The 20,238-nt window shown below is 44.8% G+C and carries 14 protein-coding genes; 3 read left to right on the top strand and 11 right to left on the bottom strand.

The window, feature by feature from the left end:
* Positions 1-87 precede the first annotated feature (87 nt).
* Positions 88-1,782, bottom strand: coding sequence for a M3 family oligoendopeptidase (locus C170_RS09425; RefSeq protein WP_036608773.1), 1,695 nt, complete (start codon positions 1,780-1,782; stop codon positions 88-90).
* A 606-nt stretch (positions 1,783-2,388) separates the two neighbouring features.
* Here C170_RS09425 and C170_RS09430 point away from each other — a divergent pair.
* Both C170_RS09430 and C170_RS09435 read left to right on the top strand, forming a co-directional pair.
* Positions 2,389-3,144 (top strand): DUF3153 domain-containing protein, encoded by a 756-nt coding sequence (locus C170_RS09430; RefSeq protein ID WP_162158963.1) that lies wholly within the window; start codon positions 2,389-2,391, stop codon positions 3,142-3,144.
* Between the two features lie 117 nt (positions 3,145-3,261).
* The gene (locus C170_RS09435) at positions 3,262-3,474 is read left to right on the top strand and encodes a hypothetical protein (RefSeq protein WP_017688899.1); all 213 of its coding nucleotides are present in this window, start codon (positions 3,262-3,264) and stop codon (positions 3,472-3,474) included.
* A 50-nt stretch (positions 3,475-3,524) separates the two neighbouring features.
* Here the strand turns inward: C170_RS09435 and C170_RS09440 are convergent, their stop codons facing one another.
* On the bottom strand, positions 3,525-6,272 hold the full coding sequence (locus tag C170_RS09440) for a PAS domain-containing hybrid sensor histidine kinase/response regulator (RefSeq protein WP_036608777.1): 2,748 nt from the start codon (positions 6,270-6,272) through the stop codon (positions 3,525-3,527).
* 210 nt (positions 6,273-6,482) lie between these two features.
* Between C170_RS09440 and C170_RS09445 the strand changes: the two genes are divergently transcribed.
* Positions 6,483-7,307, top strand: coding sequence for a protein-glutamine gamma-glutamyltransferase (locus C170_RS09445; protein WP_081745900.1), 825 nt, complete (start codon positions 6,483-6,485; stop codon positions 7,305-7,307).
* Positions 7,308-7,493: 186 nt separating this feature from the next.
* On the opposite strand, the gene infC is transcribed toward C170_RS09445, so the two are convergent.
* The 9 genes from infC to C170_RS09495 form a co-directional block, all read right to left on the bottom strand.
* Positions 7,494-7,985 carry a translation initiation factor IF-3 gene (gene infC / locus C170_RS09450; protein WP_036608779.1) on the bottom strand — a complete coding sequence of 164 codons (492 nt, stop codon included), beginning with the start codon at positions 7,983-7,985 and terminating at the stop codon, positions 7,494-7,496.
* Between the two features lie 120 nt (positions 7,986-8,105).
* On the bottom strand, positions 8,106-9,038 hold the full coding sequence (locus tag C170_RS09455) for a manganese-dependent inorganic pyrophosphatase (RefSeq protein ID WP_036608781.1): 933 nt from the start codon (positions 9,036-9,038) through the stop codon (positions 8,106-8,108).
* Positions 9,039-9,520: 482 nt separating this feature from the next.
* Positions 9,521-10,273, bottom strand: a complete 753-nt coding sequence (locus C170_RS09460; RefSeq protein WP_036608783.1) for a metallophosphoesterase family protein — start codon at positions 10,271-10,273, stop codon at positions 9,521-9,523.
* A 99-nt stretch (positions 10,274-10,372) separates the two neighbouring features.
* Positions 10,373-11,380, bottom strand: a complete 1,008-nt coding sequence (locus tag C170_RS09465) for an LLM class flavin-dependent oxidoreductase (protein WP_036608785.1) — start codon at positions 11,378-11,380, stop codon at positions 10,373-10,375.
* 234 nt (positions 11,381-11,614) lie between these two features.
* A complete protein-coding gene (locus C170_RS09470; protein ID WP_036608787.1) occupies positions 11,615-13,552 on the bottom strand; it encodes an LTA synthase family protein in 1,938 nt (645 codons plus the stop codon).
* Between the two features lie 115 nt (positions 13,553-13,667).
* Complete coding sequence (locus C170_RS30015) at positions 13,668-16,040, bottom strand: putative PEP-binding protein (RefSeq protein ID WP_051447097.1); 2,373 nt, start codon at positions 16,038-16,040, stop codon at positions 13,668-13,670.
* A 260-nt stretch (positions 16,041-16,300) separates the two neighbouring features.
* Positions 16,301-17,377, bottom strand: a complete 1,077-nt coding sequence (locus C170_RS09480; protein ID WP_235200740.1) for a fibronectin type III domain-containing protein — start codon at positions 17,375-17,377, stop codon at positions 16,301-16,303.
* Positions 17,378-17,565: 188 nt separating this feature from the next.
* A complete protein-coding gene (locus C170_RS09485; protein ID WP_036608789.1) occupies positions 17,566-17,883 on the bottom strand; it encodes a hypothetical protein in 318 nt (105 codons plus the stop codon).
* A gap of 642 nt (positions 17,884-18,525) precedes the next feature.
* Positions 18,526-20,196, bottom strand: coding sequence for a helix-turn-helix domain-containing protein (locus C170_RS09495; protein WP_143781411.1), 1,671 nt, complete (start codon positions 20,194-20,196; stop codon positions 18,526-18,528).
* Between the last annotated feature and the right edge of the window lie 42 nt (positions 20,197-20,238).

The raw sequence follows: 20,238 nt of genomic DNA on the forward strand, positions 1-20,238 counted from the left end.
AAGTCGTCTTACTTATCTATCTTAAAGCTTTATCCACTACTTATACCTTACCGAAGGTACTTACACTAAAAGCATCCTTACGAAGGCTTACAGCGCCTTATCGTTCACGCCGTCAAGCCATGCCTCAATCTCACCAATTACGGAGGATACACAGCCATCCTCGAATGGAGAGTTCAATCCAGCCAGTTCAACCAATCCAGTGAAGGACAGGCTTCCTCCCGCTTTGCACAATGTCAGATAGTCGGCCCATGCGGACTTCATGTCCTCATTGCTGCGTTTCCAGAACTGGAATGCACAGATTTGTGCTAACGTATAGTCAATGTAATAGAATGGCGATGAGAAAATGTGACCCTGTTTATGCCAGAAACCACCTTGCTCCAAATACGCATTATCTTTGTAATTGATGTGTGGCAGATAGGTCTTCTCAATGTTGCGCCAAGCCTGCTTGCGCTCCGTTGGAGTTGCATCCGGGTTCGCATACACAAAATGCTGGAATTCATCCACAGCTACACCATACGGAATGAACAACAGACCGGAAGACAGGTGATCAAACTTGTACTTGTCCGTATCTTCCTTGAAGAACAACTGCATCCACGGCCATGTGAAGAACTCCATACTCATGGAATGAATCTCAGCCGATTCATATGTCGGCCAGTTGTATTCAGGCACTGCAAAATCACGGCTCTCATACACCTGGAAAGCATGACCTGCTTCATGTGTCAATACATCAATATCACCGGAGGTACCGTTGAAGTTGGAGAAGATAAACGGCACTTTGTAATCGTTCAGGAACGTACAATATCCGCCGCCCTGTTTACCTTTTTTGCTTACCAGATCCATAAGCTCGTTTTCGGTCATCATCTGGAAAAATGCATCCGTCTCTGGTGATAATTCAGCGTACATTTTTTTACCATTATCGATAATCCAGTCCGCGTCACCTTTAGGTGTCGGGTTACCCGTCTTGAAGCTGAAGCCCTGATCGTAATAATAAAGCGTATCCACATCAATCCGATTACGCTGGCGCTCTCTGAGCTTGGTCGCTACAGGTACAATGTAATCACGAACTTGTGCACGGAAGTTCGCAACCATCTCGGCGTTGTAATCCGTACGGTTCATACGATCATAGCCGAGTTCCACATAGCTTGGATATCCCAGTTTCTTCGCGATCTGTGTACGTACTTTAACCAGTTCGTCGTAAATGCGATCGAATTCAGCTTCATGTTCAGCCATGAACGTGTATCTGGCTTCCGAAGCACGCTCCCGCATGGAGCGATCCGTGGACAGTTCAAATGGATGAAGCTGTGGCAACGTACGCTCTTCACCTTGGAACGGAATTTTGGCCGATGCGATCAACTGATTGTATTCTGTGGAAAGTTTGTTCTCCTTCTGGAGCTCTTCAATAATTTCCGGGCTGAATGTTTTCAGTGAAAGATCCGCCAGTTGGAACAGCTGTGAACCCCATTTTTGTTCCAACTCGTTGCGGAATTTGGAGTTAACCAATGCACGGTAAAAATCCGTAATGTATTCCTGTACAATTGGTGCATTCTCATCCAGAAATTCGTTCTCCGCCTTGTAAAACTCATCATTGGTATCAATGGAATGACGGATGTAGACCAATTGGGCTTGTGTCTCAAAATCACTGCGCAGCGCGTTAATCTGATCCATGAACCCACTCTGTTCTTCAACCGTTGCCGCAGCTTCAAAACCGCTCAACAGCTCACGGAAAGATGTCTTGATGTGTTCCAGATTCGGACGTGTATACGTATACTCACTAAATTTCATTTATGTACACCCTTTCCTGTTTGGCAGAATTTCGGGAGTATCCCGAGTTAAACTACCCCCTATTATACAAAAGAGCAGCTAAAAAATCCCATAATTACGAAAAATATTTGTCCATCGGTCAAATTGTGCAACATGAATGGTTACATATATTACGCGCTAATGTAAGGTCAGTGCCTCAAAATTTTTCCCCACACAAATAAGCCCGCCTCGCGTTAGCGAAGCCAGCTTATAGGTTGTCTCTCTTCTTTTCACATTTAAACAATACTAGCTTTGGTCTTTATCCATAATCTGATAGAACCAGCCCATTCCGACCATGCCCACGACCATAATAACGGCCATAATAATGATATATGTCATGAATGTAACCTCCCTGCTTCCGTATATTCATCACACTACTACTAGTGTACACGGTGAATCGCCGTTTGAATTGACCGAACATTGACAAAAATACGAAATCTTTAATTTTAATAAATGGATTATTTCCCCGATCACACTAAATCATACGTACCTCGCTGCACGGTGCAAAGTTTCATCCGCCATGCTTACGGTGTATACTATACTTCTATGAAATGGAATTTGGATTTTTACGCAGAAAGGTTGAAAGACATGTCAACTCGCATTCCCTTACGTCAGCTATTTCTTACTGTTTTATTAGCCCTTATGTTATCTGTTTTATCCGCCTGTGCTGATGGAGAGGCCCATCTAACGGTGAATATGGATGGATCAACGGATCTGGATCTCAATCTCAACGTAAAGAACTCCGCTCTTGGAAAAATTGGACAAGACAATCTCATGCCTCTGATCGCAGATGCATTGAATCGAAATAACTTCCAGGCAGAGGTTTCGGAACAGGGAGATCAGAAGCAGCTCACAGCGACCACCCATTATGAAAGAAGCAATAAAACCAGCTTTGATACGTCCAAGTTACCACAAGGAATCAAGGTTGAACAAACAACTTCCCCCGGCTTCTTCACTTCCAAGATGCACATTACAGCAGAAGCCGATCTCATGGAGTCCATGCCCGATGGTGAGATCAAAAATCAAATTAACAAGGTGCCTAGCTTTCTTAAAAACCTCTTGTTAAAAGATGTTAACTTTGACTTTAAGTTGTCTTTGCCCATCAAAGCAGCCGATTCAAATGCGGATCAAGTGGAGGATGGCGGAAAAACGCTCATTTGGCACGTTTCACCCCTCCAGATGAATAAACTGGATCTGACTGTACAGGTTCCTAATATCCGGAATATCATCATAATTGCAGTCATTGGTCTATTATTAATTGCTGCTCTGCTCATTTGGTTTTTTGTTCGTCGCAGGCGGGCCAGACAGCGCCACAGTGCAAGATCACATCGCGGAAAAAATTAATTCTTCACACCAATTTTATTTGTGACTTGCCAAACGGTGTTATGGATAGTAGAATACATCCGTACTGTGTGAACGGTTAATTTTTTATTAAGCAAAGCTAAAGAGGTGACAGGTTTCATGAATATCCGCGAATGCCCACTACCTGGTATCGGAGTTAAGTACCAGTTTGATACAAAGGGCGGCCATCAGTTAGTCATTATTGTGCATGAGGACGGACGCCGTGAATTATTCTCCGTTGATCCACAAGACAACGAAGAACTCACTCTGATTGCAGATTTGGAAGATGACGAATGCGTGACTCTCTCCGGTTTAATCGGAGGCTGGTCGTAAATGACAGAATAACCTGTACCTTGAATTTCAAGGTGCAGGTTATTTTTCTGTTACGTTACCCTTTGAGAGCGAATATATGGAACCCATGTATTCAATACGCGGCTAATCTCCGTGGAATGAAACGGTTTGCTGATAAAGTCCTGCATCCCGCATTTCAGACACTCCTCACGGTCACCGGCGCCTGCAAAAGCTGTAATCGCTGCAATAACCGGTATTTCTGGGTGGCTCTGTCTGATGTGGCAGGTCGCTTCAATCCCATCCATAACTGGCATTTGAATATCCATAAACACCAGGTCATATTGAACCTTGTTCAATATGTCGACGGCCTGTGCACCATTCTCAACGATATCACAGACTCCGCCAAACTTGCGCAGCATCTCCTCCAACAGATGACTGTTGACCGCTTGATCCTCAGCAATCAAAATTTTAATGTCATGGGCAAGACTTGCTCGATCCAATTGCAGTTCATCATTCGTGGTGATTTCAATCGGGTCATTACTTTCCTCTAACCACCGCTCCACTACGAGGGTGAACTGGAATTCTGCCCCCTCACCGATCTCACTCTGTACACCAATCGCTCCGCCCATTAACTCCACCAGTTTTTTGCTGATCGCAAGGCCCAGACCTGTCCCGCCAAACTTACGATTGATGGCCGGATCAAGCTGTGAGAAGGATTGGAACAACTGATGCTGCTTTTCTATTGGAATGCCAATCCCCGTATCTCTCACCTTAAAGGTCAACATCAGGTTATCCTGACCATGCTCATCTGAGAAATCAGCACCTACGCTCACCATAATACGGCCCTGCTCTGTGAATTTAACGGCATTACCCACCAGATTAATCAAAATCTGCCGGATTCGTGTCTCATCCCCTCGAATGCGTTCAGGAATATGGTCCGACACTTCACAATAGAGTTCAATATTTTTCTCTGATGCCTTCAGTGCAAACAGCTCGATCACCCCACCCAGCATCGCCTTAATATCTACAGGTGCGCGCTCAAGATCCATTTTGCCTGCTTCGATTTTGCTGAAATCCAAAATTTCGTTCAGAATGTACAAAAGGGATTCGCCGCTATCAATCATGATTTCCGCAAAACCTTTCTGTTCATCATCCAGCTCGGTTTCCATTAACAGATGGGCCATGCCCATGATGCCGTTTAATGGCGTACGAAGCTCATGACTCATGATGGCGAGAAACTCGGACTTTGCCCGGTCTGCATGCTCTGCTGCTTCCTTGGCACGTATGATGTCCTTAACAGATGTCATATCACGGAAAACCAACACTGCTCCGCGCGTTCTACCCTGATCCATAATCGGCTTCAATTGGAACTCTGCCAGGAAACTGGACCCATCCTGTCTCCAGAATACGGATTCGGTACGTGGCAGACCTCGTCCCTCACGAACAGCCTGTAGAATTGGTGTATCCTTGGATGGGTAGGGGATGCCTTCGCTCTGCATTTGGATCATCATCTGTTCTAATGGTTTGCCATTCAATTCACTTGGACAGAAGTTCATGATCTCCGCAGCGGCCGGATTGGCAAAGTTCAGATTCCCTTCCAGGTCCAGTCCAATAACACCCTCAGACATGCCATTCAAAATCAATGCCCGTTCATAACTAAGATTCTCGATTTCCTCGACGTAACGTTTGGACTCTGTAATGTCACTCGTAATCCCGTAGACCCCAACAACTTTGTTCTCCAGTATAATAGGAACATTAATCACATTTGTTTCAATCCGCTGCCCATTTTTGTGAATTAAACCTATCTCGTAGCTCTGTGCATTGCCCTTCACCGTTTCCTCAAAATGATATCGAGTCTTCTCCAGATCCACAGGATCAATGAGGTGATCAAAAGGCCGACTCAGCAGTTCCTCTTTGGTGTGTCCTGTCAACTGTTCCTGACCCATATTGGCTTTCAGCAGATTGCCTTCCAGATCAAGAGAAGCCACACCTAGGGGATTACAGTCAAATAACGATCTGTACTCCTGCATGCTTAACTGTTGTTGCTGGCTGGCTGTGATATCTCGGGTTACGGCGACCATCTCCATTAATTCACCTGAATCGTCATATACATAGTGCGTAATCGTATCTGCCCATACCGTAGATCCATCCTTATGTAACAGGCGATAATTGAGCCGTTTGGGAGCCAGACCCTTTCTCTGCTCTTCTACGTACGCTTCAACCAAAGGCACATCCTCCGGATAGATAACAAATGTTCCCGGCTTACCTATAACTTCTTCCAACTCATAGCCCAACATGCTTTTACATGCATTCGATACATATTTAAATGTACGACTTGAATCGGCATCATGTATTGCAATCAGGTCTAGTGAAGACTCCGCCAGCAGGCGAGAGATGCGACTGCTCTCTTCCAATTGCTTACGTTGCACAATGAGGATTTCCTCTGCATCTTTTTGTTTCGTAATGTCAGCAGCCTGTACCAACAGATACAATGGCTCACCATTCGTTTCATCCCTAACAATGCAAGCTCTAATGGTTGCCCACAATAACGAACCGTCCTTTCGTTTCAGACGAACCTCCGTCTCGTACATCGGACTTGTTTCATGAGTCATTTCCCAGAACTTGCTGCGGAATTCCTCCATATGCAGATCTTCTTCGTAGATCATATGTATGACCGAAGTATCGATCAGTTCATCTTCACTGTATGCAAGCATCTCGCAAAATGCAGGATTAAGCTGCAACCACCGTCCATTTACATGCGATGCGACAGCAATGCCGATTGGTGCGTGCGTATACAATTGTTCGAACAGAGATCGGCTCTCTGTAATGGATTTCGACATTACATGTCCTCCTTTATGAGAATCTGAATGTATTCCGTATGAATAGATAGACCTGAACATAACTTCATCTATAGAGTACTACCCCAAATGCCATGATTGATAAACGAGATCGGGCAAAATCCCTGCATGAATCGACATATACTACACAATACCCGTGCTCTCCCGATTATACAATGTTGAATATTCGAATAGGAACGGAGGTTATGGATCATGATCATTGTTGCTAATCAACCCGTCCAGCTGAACCGCTCGGAATGGTCTGATTTTGAATGGTATTGGTTACAGCAACTCCAGAATCGTCCAACGAGGTATGTGTACCAATCCATGGATCATCTTCGATTTGAATGGGACTTGAGGGGCTCTCTCGTGGAAGCCGCGGAAGGATTGGATCGAAGCGGTGTGAGTTTTGCATCCTTTGAAAAATCCAGATGTAATCCTGCCTACTGGAATCGTAATGCGGAAGGTGGGTTTGAGCTAAGATCAAACGTGACCCCAGCCGACGGCATCCGGGATATCTGGAGGAATGGACACTTATATGCTTTTGAATGTGCAACAGCTACCGTTATTGTGCTGTATGGTGGCGTGCTGGGAAGCATTCGCGAAGACGCATTTAATTCCCTGTTTCGAAATCTGTTACTCTTTGACTGGCATTATGACAGTGACCTGCGATTAACCGAAAAAAACGGTAGCGAAACCGCCCTGCCAGGAGATGTGCTGTATTTCAAAAATCCGGATGTTTCTCCGGAAACCCCCGAGTGGCAGGGAGAGAATACGTTCATGCTGCGCGAGAACTTGTATTATGGTCATGGCATTGGTATTGCAAGTGGCGAAGAGATTATACGTACCCTGAATCAGTTCCGCGTTCCAGGTAGCCGAGTCTCCGCCTACTTAATGGATATGGTGATCTATCCGGACTTCTTTTATTTATCCCGATTCGCCAAAAACAGCCAGAATAATATGGCCGCTGGTTCTACGCCCGTATTACCCGGACAGTTATATGTACGACTTGGTGGCAGCCGTTATTTACGCAGCTGAACTACTGAAACGGAAACGGATTTTGCATTAAATTGCGAACAATACCTCAATCCAAGTGATGACAAACAAGCCCAATACAGTAGCAGTTAACCTGCCACCTCATTGGGCTTTTTTACATCCAAAAAATCATTACTATATCGACATTCGCTTTACCTTTGTACTACATCGAGGATCGCTTCTGGCAGTTTACGCATTCGGGTCCAGTTGCACAACAACCTGTTTACCACTTACCTGAACACCTGTCGTTTTGCTACCGAATTCAGCCAGCGATTTGCTCAGTTGCTCAGCCCACTCCTTGCCTGCAACTCCTTCTTTGGCTCCATGCACCTGGATGACGAGTTTTACCGAATCACCCTTCTTCAGAATGCGCTCCGCTTGAGTCTGCTTCGTCTCCCGGTCATGATCCTCCATCGCAAGGTTCAAGCGAATTTCCTTTACTTTACGTTTATCGGGAGATTTACTCGCTTTTTTCTTCGCCTGCTGCGCTTCTGCTTTGGCCGCTCCAGCTCCAATCAGCTTGCATGGCGGTGGACTTGTCATCAAGGACAAGCACACCAGATCCACTTTATGCTGCTTCGCAAGTAGAAGTGCTTCCTGCGTGGACATCACACCCAGATCTTCACCATTCAGGCCGGTCAGCTGCACTTCGGCTGCTTTGATCTTTTCATTTTTGATCATGATTCTTCCTCCTCTACATCAAAAGCCTGTCCTGACCATTTACGGATCAGAGCAGGCTAGGATGGTGTTGCTACTTAATTGTAATACTTATCAGCGTATGAATATGCCAATCGGTTTGATTTACAGCGTGTTGAATGCTTCAGTCAGAACCGGTACAATTTGTGATTTGCGTGATACTACGCCTTTCAAGATAGCTCTGCTATCAGACAGCGTCACATTGTAGGCTTTCTCCACTGCTTTAGTGGATGTACCATATGCCAAAGCTACGGAATCGTTGTTCAGAATGTCTGTTACGACAAATACAAACAGGTCGAGACCTTTACTCGAAATGATCGCTTCAATAGCTGCTTCAAGCTCAGGTTGCTTCACGAGAACATCATTCACGTCAACGGCATTAACCTGTGCAATTTCCACTTTGGATTGACCCATTACGAATTCTTTGGCATCCAGGGAAATCAGTTCAGCAATTGTTTTTTTGCTCAGATCCGCGCCGGCTTTCAGCATGTCCAGACCATAAGTGTCTGCATCTACACCAGCAATGGCAGCCAGTTCACGTGCAGCGGCTACGTCCTGCTCTGTGCAAGTCGGGGATTTGAACAACAGGGAATCGGAGATAATCGCAGACAGCATCAGGCCAGCAATCTGTGCACTCACTTCGATGCCATTTTCTTTGTACATTTTATTCAAAATGGTTGCTGTACAACCTACAGGCTCTGCACGGAAATACAGAGGTCCGCTTGTCTCAAAGTTAGCAATACGGTGATGGTCGATAACTTCAACGACAGTCACCTCTTCAATATCGCTTACACTTTGCTGACGCTCGTTGTGGTCAACCAGAATAACTTTGTTTACTTCATTTGCAGCGGTTTTAATCAGACGTGGTGCTGCAATTTTGAATTGATCCAGTGCAAACTGGGTTTCACCATTGACTTCGCCGAGGCGAACAGCTTCAACGTCCTGACCCAATTTTGTTTTGAGATCCGCATAGGCGATTGCCGAACAGATCGTATCCGTATCGGGATTTTTGTGACCGAAGATTAACGCTTTTTCCATATTCATAGCCCTCCGTCAATTCTGATTTATATAAGTTTAACCAAAGAATGTTTACACTTGCCACTCCGATGACAGAATAACCTTCCGATCGCTGTTATCCCCAGATTTTTTGATTCCCTTTTAAAGGGAAAATCCGGTGATAAGCATACGCTTCCGATGCAGCTTTCTTTCAGAAAGCTTTTAGGCGAACGCTCCGCTTCTCCAGCTTTTTTCTGTCCTCTCCGTTCTCGTGTAAAAAGTTTAGTTGAACTTATATAGAAAATATATGTCATATTTCAATCATACCCTACTGATTATAGCGCTAATAAGGCTTAATTCCAATCCCTTTACAGCGAATTAATTGCAAATCATTCTCAGGCAAGTCATTTTGGAAAATAGCCAAACTTGGTTCATTCCCTCAAGCTGATATGCTATGTATCCTATTTATTCCATCGTACAACCTTATAAATTAGCATACGAAACTCTGATACGCAACGAAAACATTAAATCTCAGGCTCTTCCGCGCTCTGCCCTTGCCGTACAAAAAAGGTCTGTAGACTGCCGTCCTCGCTAATCTCCAGCAGGTTCAGTTGTGCTCCGTAGGCACAACCACCATCAATGCCAATTTTGTCTCCGCTCGGGTCAAACCAAATGCCTGTCTCATCATGCAAATGCTTCACGGGGGTGTGTCCAAATACGACCGTCTCTCTAATCGTCGTTGGTTTGGAATAGAATGATTCACGAATCCAAATGAAGTCCCGCTCGGACTGGCTTCTCCAATCCTCGATATCCGGGTTGATCCCGGCATGCACAAAAATATAACCCGGAATCTCGTACACCAGCGGAAGCTGTTCCAGAAAACGAAGATGGTGTTCATAGTGTGTACGTATCCACTTTTTAGCTTCAGCATAAGCTTCCCAATCTATCTGTTGCTCATCATAAGTAAGCTCCAGATCCAGATAACTTGCCATCGTCTGTAATCCACCATTACGGATCCAGTGTTGATCATATTGCTCAACATCCTGGGTTAACGCCTTGACCATCATGGCATCGTGATTGCCTTTGATCACCATAATATGGTGCTGTTGCTGAAGTTGCATAATCTGTTCGATGACCTGTTTGCTGCTTGGACCGCGATCCACATAATCACCGAGTAAAATCAATTCATCCTGCTGCGGATTATAATCTGCAAGCTTAAGCAGTGCATTAAATTCATCGTAACAGCCATGAATATCACTAATGACACATCTGCGCATGTGAATCTCTCCTCTCCCTGATCACGCAAGAGTATAACCGGAACCTTGCATGAGCAAGATTCCAGTCTGTTCAGAGTAGTTATTCCCGCTTGCTTACCATTAGTCCTGCTTGAGTCCAAAGGCTTCTGCAATCAAGCCGAATGAGCGCAGACGTGCTTCAAACGAATGGACCGCTGATGCAATAATGACTTCATCTGCTTCATGGCGTTCAGCCATTGCGGTAATTTTATCTTTCACCTGATCCGGTGTTCCCACGATGGAAAAAGAACGACGTTGACGAATCTGTTCCATCTCCATCGCTGTGTATGGATAGTTGTTCACCGTCTCCAGAGATGGGAATGAACTTTGTTCAAGACCTCGTCCAAGGCGTAAGAAGAAAAGCTCATTGCTGCGTGCAAGTTCAGCAGCTTCTTCCTCTGTCTCCGCGCAGAATGCCGAGACAGCAATCATTGAATGTGGTTTGTCATTCAGGATGGACGGCTTGAAATGTCTGCGGTAATGTTTCATCGCTTCTTCGCCGCCTGGTGTTCCGAAGAATTGGGCAAACGCATACGATGTCCCTTGTGCCGCAGCAATTCTTGCACCTTCGGAGCTGGAACCCAGCAACCACACTTCTGGTACCGTGGGAACCGATGGTCCGGCTACCAGGGATGCAAACCGATGATCCTCGGGCAACTGCTCGTGGAAGTATCCGCCCAGATCCGCGATCTGTTGCGGGAAGAATTGTACATTCGATGATTTCCCCTCATTCAGAGCTCTGCTGGCAATCGGCATGCCACCTGGTGCTCTGCCAATCCCCAGGTCAATCCGCCCCGGATGCAAAGCTTCCAGCAGTCGGAAATTCTCTGCAACCTTATAAGCACTATAATGAGGTAACATAACGCCACCGGAACCTACGCGAATTCGATCCGTATGTGCAGCCACATGTGCAATCATAACTTCAGGACTGGAGAATGACAGCGCACCACTACCGTGATGCTCCGACATCCAGAACCGGGAGTACCCCCATTGATCCGCATGTTGTGCGAGTTTCACCGTTTCCTGCAACGTATCCTGTACACTTCGTCCTTCATTGATATGTCCATGTTCGAGTACACTCAGTTTCATATATATTCAATCCTCTCGTCTGTTAGGTTCATAAGTGCTTTGAATATGAGATCTGCGAATATTACGCGCTTTTGCTCACTTCATTCTTGCTCATTACATTGTAACATTAATTATTACAGTTTCAAACTTTAGTTATTCTCTTTATTACCACACTTGTGCAAGAAACATGCAAAAAAACGCCACCAGCTTTTGAACTGGTGACGTTTTTGATCTGACCTATTGCAGAAAATTGATTTATGGTGCACGTTTTGGTAACAACTTCACATACTCGTCAGACAGTTTCATCAGGCTGAGCACATGTTCATAATCGGCACGATACGGTTCCAAATCCGTTACCGGCTCGTATGTCTTCAGCGAATAGGCTGTTCCATCGTCAAAGCCCGCACCCGGGATAAACATAATGTCATCGTTGACAAATGAACCCGTGGGCAAATAATACCGGATACCGAAGGCATTATGGTCCATGTTGAGCAGATCATGTCCGAAGGCAGTGAATTTCTCATCCTGGAGCGAAACACCCATCAGGTTCATGATCGTTGGCAACATATCCAACTGACCGCCTGGCTGCTCAATCACTTGTCCTTTGGTCTGTTTCGGCGTATGAATCATGAACGGAATGTTAAAACGACTTACTTTGCCGTCATAAGCAACGCCCAGATTGGCCTGGATTTGCTGTGTAATCTCTTCGTCAGCAGGCAGACCAAAGTGGTCTCCGTAGAGCACTAAAGTAGTATTATCCCATAATCCGTTCGCCTTCAACTCATTAATGAGTTGACCGATGGCATAATCCGTATAGTTGATCGCTTGCAGATAATCGTGAAGCAGTTTGTTCGTGATGGTCGCAGGAATCGTGATCCGTGCACGATCAGCGGGAACCGTAAACGGCGAGTGGCTCGATGCCGTTATGAACTGAGCATAGAACGGCTGATTCGCAGCCTGATGCGCAGTCATTTTTTCCACACCTACACGGTACAGCTCTTCATCCGATGGTCCAAAGTCATTGAATCTGTCGTTCTCGAAGCTGGGCTTGTCGAAGTAACGAGTGAATCCGAGTGCCGGATACATTTTGTTCCGGTTCCAGAAGGTGACGTCATTAACGTGATACGTCTCGGACTCATATCCCTCTTTTCCTAATAACTTGGGAAGACTCGGCAGTTCACGGTCACTATACCCTGCTGACATGGGAACAACTCCGGTTGGATAGATAGACGTGTTCGACATGAACTCCGCGTCTGATGTGTTTCCCTGTCCGATCTGTTGGAAAAAATGAGAGAAATAATAGCTTTCTTTGGCCAGATCATTCAGTACCGGTGTTAACTCCTGACCATCCAATGAAGCATTAATCGGGAAATTCTGAAAGGACTCCAGTTGCAGTACAATCAGGTTACTACCTTTGGCCTGACCAAAATATTTGGCTTTCACGGCTGTACCGTCACTTGGTTTATCCTGATACGGATACTGGCTAACCAGCTCATTGATCTTGGCAATGGTTTCGTTAATGTTGCCATTGGCAATGGCCTCATTTTCTTTGCTCGTCAGAATGGCAGACGATACCTGGTAGTTCAGGAAACCGAGATTCTCGGCTCGCACCAACTCGTTATCAATCGTTTCACCTTTGACAATAAAACTGCCAGACAGCACGATGCAGAATGCAGCCGTAAGCGCAACGCCGAGCTTGCCCCAGTAACGTCTGCGAATTCTACCAAACGTCAAACCGCTATCGCGGTAACTGCTGTGGTTACGCCCGCCAGCACGTCTACGCATAATCAACCATATTGGCAATGCCAGTACGATGTCTGCAAAAAACAGAAAGTGCTCCGGTCGTACCAGTGGTCCGATACTTCCCCGTACTTGGGCAACTTGCCCCAGCTCACTTAGCGCGGTATAGGTGGGTACCGAACTGAAATGAACGTTATACAGCGTAGCCGCGAACAGCACCAGAGAAAACAGAACATTAAATCCTCCGTATACTGCTCGCTTCCAGCCTTTGGGCACGATCAGATCCAGCAGGCAAACCACAGTTAGTGCGCCTAATGCGTCAGTTAACAGACCGATGCCGGACAGACCCTGGAAAAAGAAATACCGCAACAGTGACAGCTTCAGCAGCATAAGAATGAATAACACGGCGAATAAGGTCCGTGATGAAGTTCGTTCATTTTTGGAATTATACATGGTCGTTTTCAACCCTTACCCTGAAATTTTACGTTCCTTTTACAAAACGTATATTTCAGTATAACAGTTTTCTGGTTGCTATTCCATGGAAGTTCCGTGTAGGACAGAGTGATCGTTACGCAATTGTAGAGATATCCGTGTTCTGCGTGTCCGCTCCCTCTCTCTCTCCCTTAATGGCTGCTTGTGCAGCAGCAATTCGTGCATAAGGGATCTGTTCAGGCAAACAGCTTACGTAATCGAGACCAATGCGGTGGCAGAACGTAATCGACTCCAGATCTATAACATTTTCTCCACAGATCCCTGTCTTCAGATTAGGTTTTCGAATTCGACCTTGGACTACCGCCATCTCAATGAGTTGTCCGACTCCCTCAATATCCAGCACATGAAATGGATTATTCGTTACCGTACGAGAGTCCGTATCACGTTGAAGGAGAAGGAGGCGCTTCTCAGCTTCATGACGACTATATCCAAATGTCATCTCTGTCAGCTCATCCGTGCCAAACGAGAAAAAGTCAGCCTGGCGAGCAATGTGTGTCGCCGTCAGCGCCGCTCTCGGAGCTTCGATCATCGCCCCCACTCTATAGTGACAATGCCGCTTCTCCTCACCCAGCACTTGGTCAGCCACATGATCCACCAGATCTCTCATCACCTGAAGTTCATGCACATGACCGATCTGTGGGATCATAATCTCGGGACGTACCCACCAGCCTTGCCGGATACCTTTCACCGCTGCGCGGAATATCGCTTCCAGCTGCATATCAACGATCTCCGGGAACACCGTACTCAGCCGACAAGCCTGTTGCCCCAATGTCGGATTATGTTCATGCAATTCACTGACTCTGCGAATTACACGCTCCAGTTCCTCCAGTTCAATCTGATGGTCTTTTTTCTCCTGCCACTCCTCTGCTTGTAACCACTCACGTCGTTTCTCCAACACTCCCAGATCCGGTAACAGTTCATGCAACGGCGAATCGAGCAGACGTATCGTTACCGGGTATCCATCCATCGCTTCGAATATCTGTTCAAAATCAGACTGCTGCATCGGCAACAGACGCTCCAACCCACGCCTGCGTTCGGATTCACTGTCTGCCAGGATCATTTTTTGTACAAATGGTAACCGCGCAGGTGATAACAGCATGTTCTCCGTCCGGCACAGACCTATTCCCTCTGCCCCTAGTAGCCGTGATGTCCTGGCATCCAGTGGATGATCTATATTGGCCAGTACCTTCAACTCTTTCACTTCATCAGCCCAATTGAGCAGTAGTTGCAGATCTGCTGATAAAAGTGAATCTGAGTTGTTATAAGCTGGACATTCATCATTAGTTACTGGCTGGATCTGTATGGGCAGATGTCCATTGCTCGCTTCGCTGTTAGAATCTGTGTAGTGTTGCTTCAACACTTCCGTGATATGCGCAGGTTCGATGCGAAGAAGTGCATCCTCCTTGGTGAGGAGTCCTTCATGGACAAAATCCACAGTACTCCTCAGTGTGGCTGTTGAGGATAATCGTGCGGGCTGGGTCTGCACAACATACAACGCGCCGGATTCAATCACAAAGGTGATTTCCTGCACTTCTCCCTTATGCGTCTCCAGCTGGCTACCTATCTCCAGCAAACTTGTGTACAGCTCAGGTTCGTCATTCCGTAAACGCTCCAGGCTGTGATCTGTTTGGCTCGCGTTCCCGGTTGGGACATATTGTCCTGTAATTCCCTTTTCTCCTGTAAGTGGGTTACACGTATATATTGTTCCGGTCCCGCTTGATTCTCCACATTTTCCATGCATCATCGTCTGTATAAGAACAGGAGCGCTTTGCTCCGAAGAGATGTAATATGATTTACGCATGATCTCGTCCTGAGATCTGGATGCTTTAATACGCTGTGAATGATATACCGCACGTACTGCTTCTTTGAATTGAATTTGAACATCTTGAGGAAAAGGGTTACGCCCCTCCCCTTCGATTAAATATTTAAACTCGGTAATGGTTAATTCAAGTTCCGTTTCATCCCGACCCTTGACGTGACTTGATATTTTTGTGAAAAATTCAGACGGAATTGCATATACCAGCTGTCCATATTCCTCTAAGTAATCTAGATAACATTGGAGTGCATACAACCGATCACCGGTTTGACGTGCGAGTCCTTCCACAGTAACATCATTCAGACCAACATTGAGCAGTGATTGTGTCGCAGTTGCTGAGGCTCGATCCTGGTCCGTACGTACCGCGAGTAGTAGCGGATTCTCCGAATGTCCGAAGAACTTCCCGGTTTGCTGTTCCAGATGCCGGATCGCGTTAATAATCTCTTCCTCTCCTTCACCGGAAAGATGTCCAAGACGGGTACAGAACTCGCGACAGCATTCCGTTGTGACTACAAATCCGGCTGGGACAGACCACCCTGCATGGATAAGTTCTGCAAGATCAGCCCCTTTACTGCCCATTAGCCCTTTCATCTCTGCCGTACCTTCTTCCAACAGAATTACCCGTTTTGTCATTACAGCTCTCCCATCCGCCATTCATGGCTATGCTTGAAGACTGCAATTCTTGCGTTACAGATCAGCCTTCACTCTAATGGTATGTCACAATCGTTCAGTCAAGGACATCCGCTTTTGCATTTTGTGCTCGTTATCCTGTTTTTTTGTAAACGTTACACTAAAATAAGATGAAACAAGCCTTTCGAGCAGTTGCATTGGCTCATTCATCAAAGTAACAAAAAAGAAGCCCCTTCAGCTAAGCTGGAGGAACTTCACATTTTTTAGTATTCACTTACTTCAAACGTCAGCACCCGATCAAACAGGATATAATCCTTCCGACTCTTAAATGGCCCTTTGTTGTTGTCGTGTTTATTGATCGCATACGATGCTTTTCCGCTTCCAGCTTGCTTCGCTTCATACCAGTCGATGAAATCATTTACTTCTTTCATACTTAGGTCGAATTCTTTCTCCAAACCCGTTGTCATGGTGACGACAAAGATGGCACGGTTAGTGGAAGGTTCCTCTGGTTGTTCCGGAGTTGTAGGTTCTTCTGGTTCTGGGTTAGGGAGCTCTTCTCCATACGGAGTAGCAAATGCTTCGTTGGAGTATTCAGTTTCAACACCATTAATCGTAGTCGTTACAACAAAATAATACGTAGTTCCGTTTGTAAGAGCAGGAATGACAAAGTTCCCATTTTCATCTTTTGTAGCAACAACAGTTTCAGTATATTTTCCTGATTCCGTCCCATACCTCACAATATAATTTTCTGCACCATCTATGGCTCCCCAATTTAGTCCGACCTGAGTATTTCCAGGAGTTGCTTTCAGATCAATTATATTTGGATTCATCATCTCTACTACACCTATCGTAAGTTCATTAATATGAGCCCATGACGCCGCTCCATCTACTTCTACCTTGATGCCTTTGTAGACCCCTGGAGTAATTGCTACTGGTTCGGTTATGGTAACAGTTGCATTTACATACCTTCCCACTTTAGGGCTCACCAAAATCCATTTACCATCTTTCAAACCGTACACTGTGTAATAGTTATTGGATTTAGGATTAGAATACGCAGCAACTTGAATAAAGTTAAGACTTAATTCCTCTGGAAAAACATATTGAATTGTTCCTTTTGTTGCACCCGAATTCCAAAGAGTACCCAACTTACCGTCAATAGAATTTTTACCATAATTCGCACTATATGTACCATTTACTGTTACAACTGTTTCCTTTGGAGGTGAAATTCCTTGCATCCCTTCTACTGTAGCTACTTCTTCATTTGCTGCCATAGCTACGTTCATGCTCATTAAACATAATAACACTACCGCAAATACTGTTTTCTTAAACTTAGCAATCACTCTATTATCCCCCTATTAATATAATAAGTGACTAATGTAATATGTACTTGAAAATATGTCTAAACATAAACTTGCTAATCTATAAAATTCAGCTAAATTCTGGATTTTTATTTTTTATTGGATATAAAAAAAGCCCAAGAAGAATAAATCTCTCCTTGCGCTTCCAGATTGTATATCCAATGAATTAGCTATTCCCATTCACCTGTTTTGATATAAGTTGCATCATATGCAACAATTACATTCGTTTTATCTGTTACCTTTTGTACATCATCGAAAACAAATTCTTCTTCGCCGTAATCTACTAAACTCGAATCCACTTTCTCGTAGGCCCCACAATCCTTCACATAAATTATATCTGGATGGTTAGAATCATATCGTAAGCTTTCAGGAAGATCTTCACCCGAAATTTCATGCGATTCGGCAACCATAGTCGTCGATATTGCTGTAACAGGAATCATCCCAATAACAGCTACTACTAAAAGTACGGCCAAGATTTTTTTCCGCATAGGAAGTTCCTTTCTCCAATTCTATTTTTCCTATATTATACATTAAAATGGAATGTTATAATATTTTCTCTGATGTTGAATCCAGCGTGTTTGTTATTTTGTAGTTTGTCGCTCATTGTAATTCCTCCAATGTTTTAATTTTTAAAAACGAAAAAGACCGCCAGATATATGATGGTCAGGCTTCTGATTATTGAAATAGATATTTGAAAAATAAAACTGCACAAAGAACACCTATTATCAAAAATATAATTGCTGAGTTCCGATATTTCTTCCACATCCGAATGGCATTAGCAATATTTAGTATGCCTAGTGCAAGCATGTTAATACGAGAATCTACTTGAAACAAGTTATATACTAGCATAATGACAACTACTACCGAGGTACACCAGAACCAAATTGGAATTTTATCCTTTATCATTGATCTGCTCCTTTAGTTTATATCCTATCTGTTATAATATATTCCTCAATCTAATTAAAATTCCTTTATTTAGTCTATTAAACAAACAGATTATAGATTAACGAAAAGGATAATACCAGTAGATTCATAGAGTGCCCGTGAGTTACATCACAAAATTTTGATAGTTTTGAAAGTTATATGGTTTTCTTAATTTTTTCGAAAAACATCTCACAGACCATTCATTATCAAGCCATAAACCGCAATACATCCTCAATCTTCTTTCCATGAGAAATCACACCGTAGTTCATCCAAGACATAAAATCCACTTCATACACATTACCGCTCTTCACCGCAGGCAGACGTTTCCATTCATCCCTATCGAGCAGTTCGCGCTCCTCTCCAGGTTTAGCAGAATTTCCAGTGTCAAATGTAATCAACAAGTGATCCGCATGAAGCTGACTTAACTGGTCCAATCCAATGAAAATCCTCCGCTCGTGTCTTGTCCATTGCTGCACACGGGAGTGGGGAGTCAGTCCAAGATCCTGATAAATTACAGGTCCGACATAGCCCTGCTGAACCCCATAGAGAGTAATATCCGAAGCAGATATACGCAAAAAAGCTACTGTTTGACCACGCATATAACGTGCTAACCGACTCTTAGCTTCCATTGCCTTGTCCTCATACGCACCAATTACATCTTGAACCCGATTCACCTTCCCTAACACATCGGCTGTCGATCTTAAAATGGAGCGCCAGTCCTCTCCCAAATGATCTACGTAAAATGTAGGTGCTACCTGCTTGAAGCGGTCCAGATTCCATCGATCATATCCCTTATCCAGCATGATAAAGTCCGGTACATTACCCAGATTAAACTGCGCATCCATCTGGCTCACATCAAATTCAGGTACGTCATCCAACCCCAAATATTGCTGCCTGCCCCAAGAATGATGCGAACATTGCAGTACAGGTTTTACGCCAAGAGCCAACACAAAGTCCTCCAGATAAGGAGCAAAGACACGAACCTCTTGACGGTGATGACGGCGGTATAACCCAGGTGAAATACCAGCGTATTGCTTAAATCGGCGGCCAAAATAATACTCGCTGCTAAATCCCACATTCTGTGCAATTTCATGGATGCGATCATCCGTAAGCTGCAATAGTTGCTTCGAGCGCTCCAGCCGAACCGCATTTACATATTCAAGCGGGAGCTTGCCCGTAATTTTTTTGAATTGCCGAGTGTAGCTGGCTCTTGTTAGACCAATATCTGCTGCGAGCTCATCCACGGTTATGGTCTGATCATAGTGGTCGCCAATATAACGAATTGAACTTTGAAGACGGGCACGGTCATCGGGTACTTCTGTTTCGAGGGCACTATGGCGAAGCAAGGCACGAAACCACTCCTGGAAACGAAGCTGTACCTCCCATTGCTCCAGCCAATCGCCAGTGACCTGTTGACGCAGTATTTGTTCCAAGGCTTCCAGACAGGAACTCCACGGACTGTAACTGAGTTGCATAAGCGGTAATAATGTCGGAGAATCTGGACTTTGGGAAAGTTCCTGCTGCTTCTCCGTGTTTCTTCTAGACAAAGCGTTCGAAGTCTCTTCTTTCAACTCAGCCACCATAAGATCAAGCTTATAATACTGCAATTCACTTTCTGTCCAAGGCGAACCTTCTATTTTAACGGATGTTCCAGCCGGAACAAACATAATCATTCCTTTTTCCAGATGAGATTCCCGATCTGAGCAAACTATTGAACCTTTCCCAGACGTTACAACAAATATGGAGTGTGAAGTCGACATTCTGTATAACAAACGTTTATTGATATGAGATTGATGGTGATCTACGTATTCCATATGCTGAAGTGAGCATAGCCAGGGCTTGGGGATCAGTTGTATTATCGTGGGGCACATGTTCATCGTCCTTAACTGAGAATTATTATCATTTAAAATAGTGTATAC

The organism is Paenibacillus sp. FSL H7-689 (genome assembly GCF_000517905.1).
Taxonomy (GTDB): Bacteria; Bacillota; Bacilli; order Paenibacillales; family Paenibacillaceae; genus Paenibacillus; species Paenibacillus amylolyticus.

What these genes read in the sequence shown, in the direction of transcription:
- C170_RS09445 (WP_081745900.1), top strand. Translation starts at nt 6,483, where the DNA reads ATGATCATTGTTGCTAATCAACCCGTCCAGCTGAACCGCTCGGAATGG.
- C170_RS30015 (WP_051447097.1), bottom strand. Translation starts at nt 16,040, where the DNA reads ATGACAAAACGGGTAATTCTGTTGGAAGAAGGTACGGCAGAGATGAAA.
- C170_RS09495 (WP_143781411.1), bottom strand. Translation starts at nt 20,196, where the DNA reads ATGAACATGTGCCCCACGATAATACAACTGATCCCCAAGCCCTGGCTA.
- C170_RS09430 (WP_162158963.1), top strand. Translation starts at nt 2,389, where the DNA reads ATGTCAACTCGCATTCCCTTACGTCAGCTATTTCTTACTGTTTTATTA.
- C170_RS09460 (WP_036608783.1), bottom strand. Translation starts at nt 10,273, where the DNA reads ATGCGCAGATGTGTCATTAGTGATATTCATGGCTGTTACGATGAATTT.
- C170_RS09465 (WP_036608785.1), bottom strand. Translation starts at nt 11,380, where the DNA reads ATGAAACTGAGTGTACTCGAACATGGACATATCAATGAAGGACGAAGT.
- C170_RS09470 (WP_036608787.1), bottom strand. Translation starts at nt 13,552, where the DNA reads ATGTATAATTCCAAAAATGAACGAACTTCATCACGGACCTTATTCGCC.
- C170_RS09435 (WP_017688899.1), top strand. Translation starts at nt 3,262, where the DNA reads ATGAATATCCGCGAATGCCCACTACCTGGTATCGGAGTTAAGTACCAG.
- C170_RS09440 (WP_036608777.1), bottom strand. Translation starts at nt 6,272, where the DNA reads ATGTCGAAATCCATTACAGAGAGCCGATCTCTGTTCGAACAATTGTAT.
- infC (WP_036608779.1), bottom strand. Translation starts at nt 7,985, where the DNA reads ATGATCAAAAATGAAAAGATCAAAGCAGCCGAAGTGCAGCTGACCGGC.
- C170_RS09425 (WP_036608773.1), bottom strand. Translation starts at nt 1,782, where the DNA reads ATGAAATTTAGTGAGTATACGTATACACGTCCGAATCTGGAACACATC.
- C170_RS09455 (WP_036608781.1), bottom strand. Translation starts at nt 9,038, where the DNA reads ATGGAAAAAGCGTTAATCTTCGGTCACAAAAATCCCGATACGGATACG.
- C170_RS09485 (WP_036608789.1), bottom strand. Translation starts at nt 17,883, where the DNA reads ATGCGGAAAAAAATCTTGGCCGTACTTTTAGTAGTAGCTGTTATTGGG.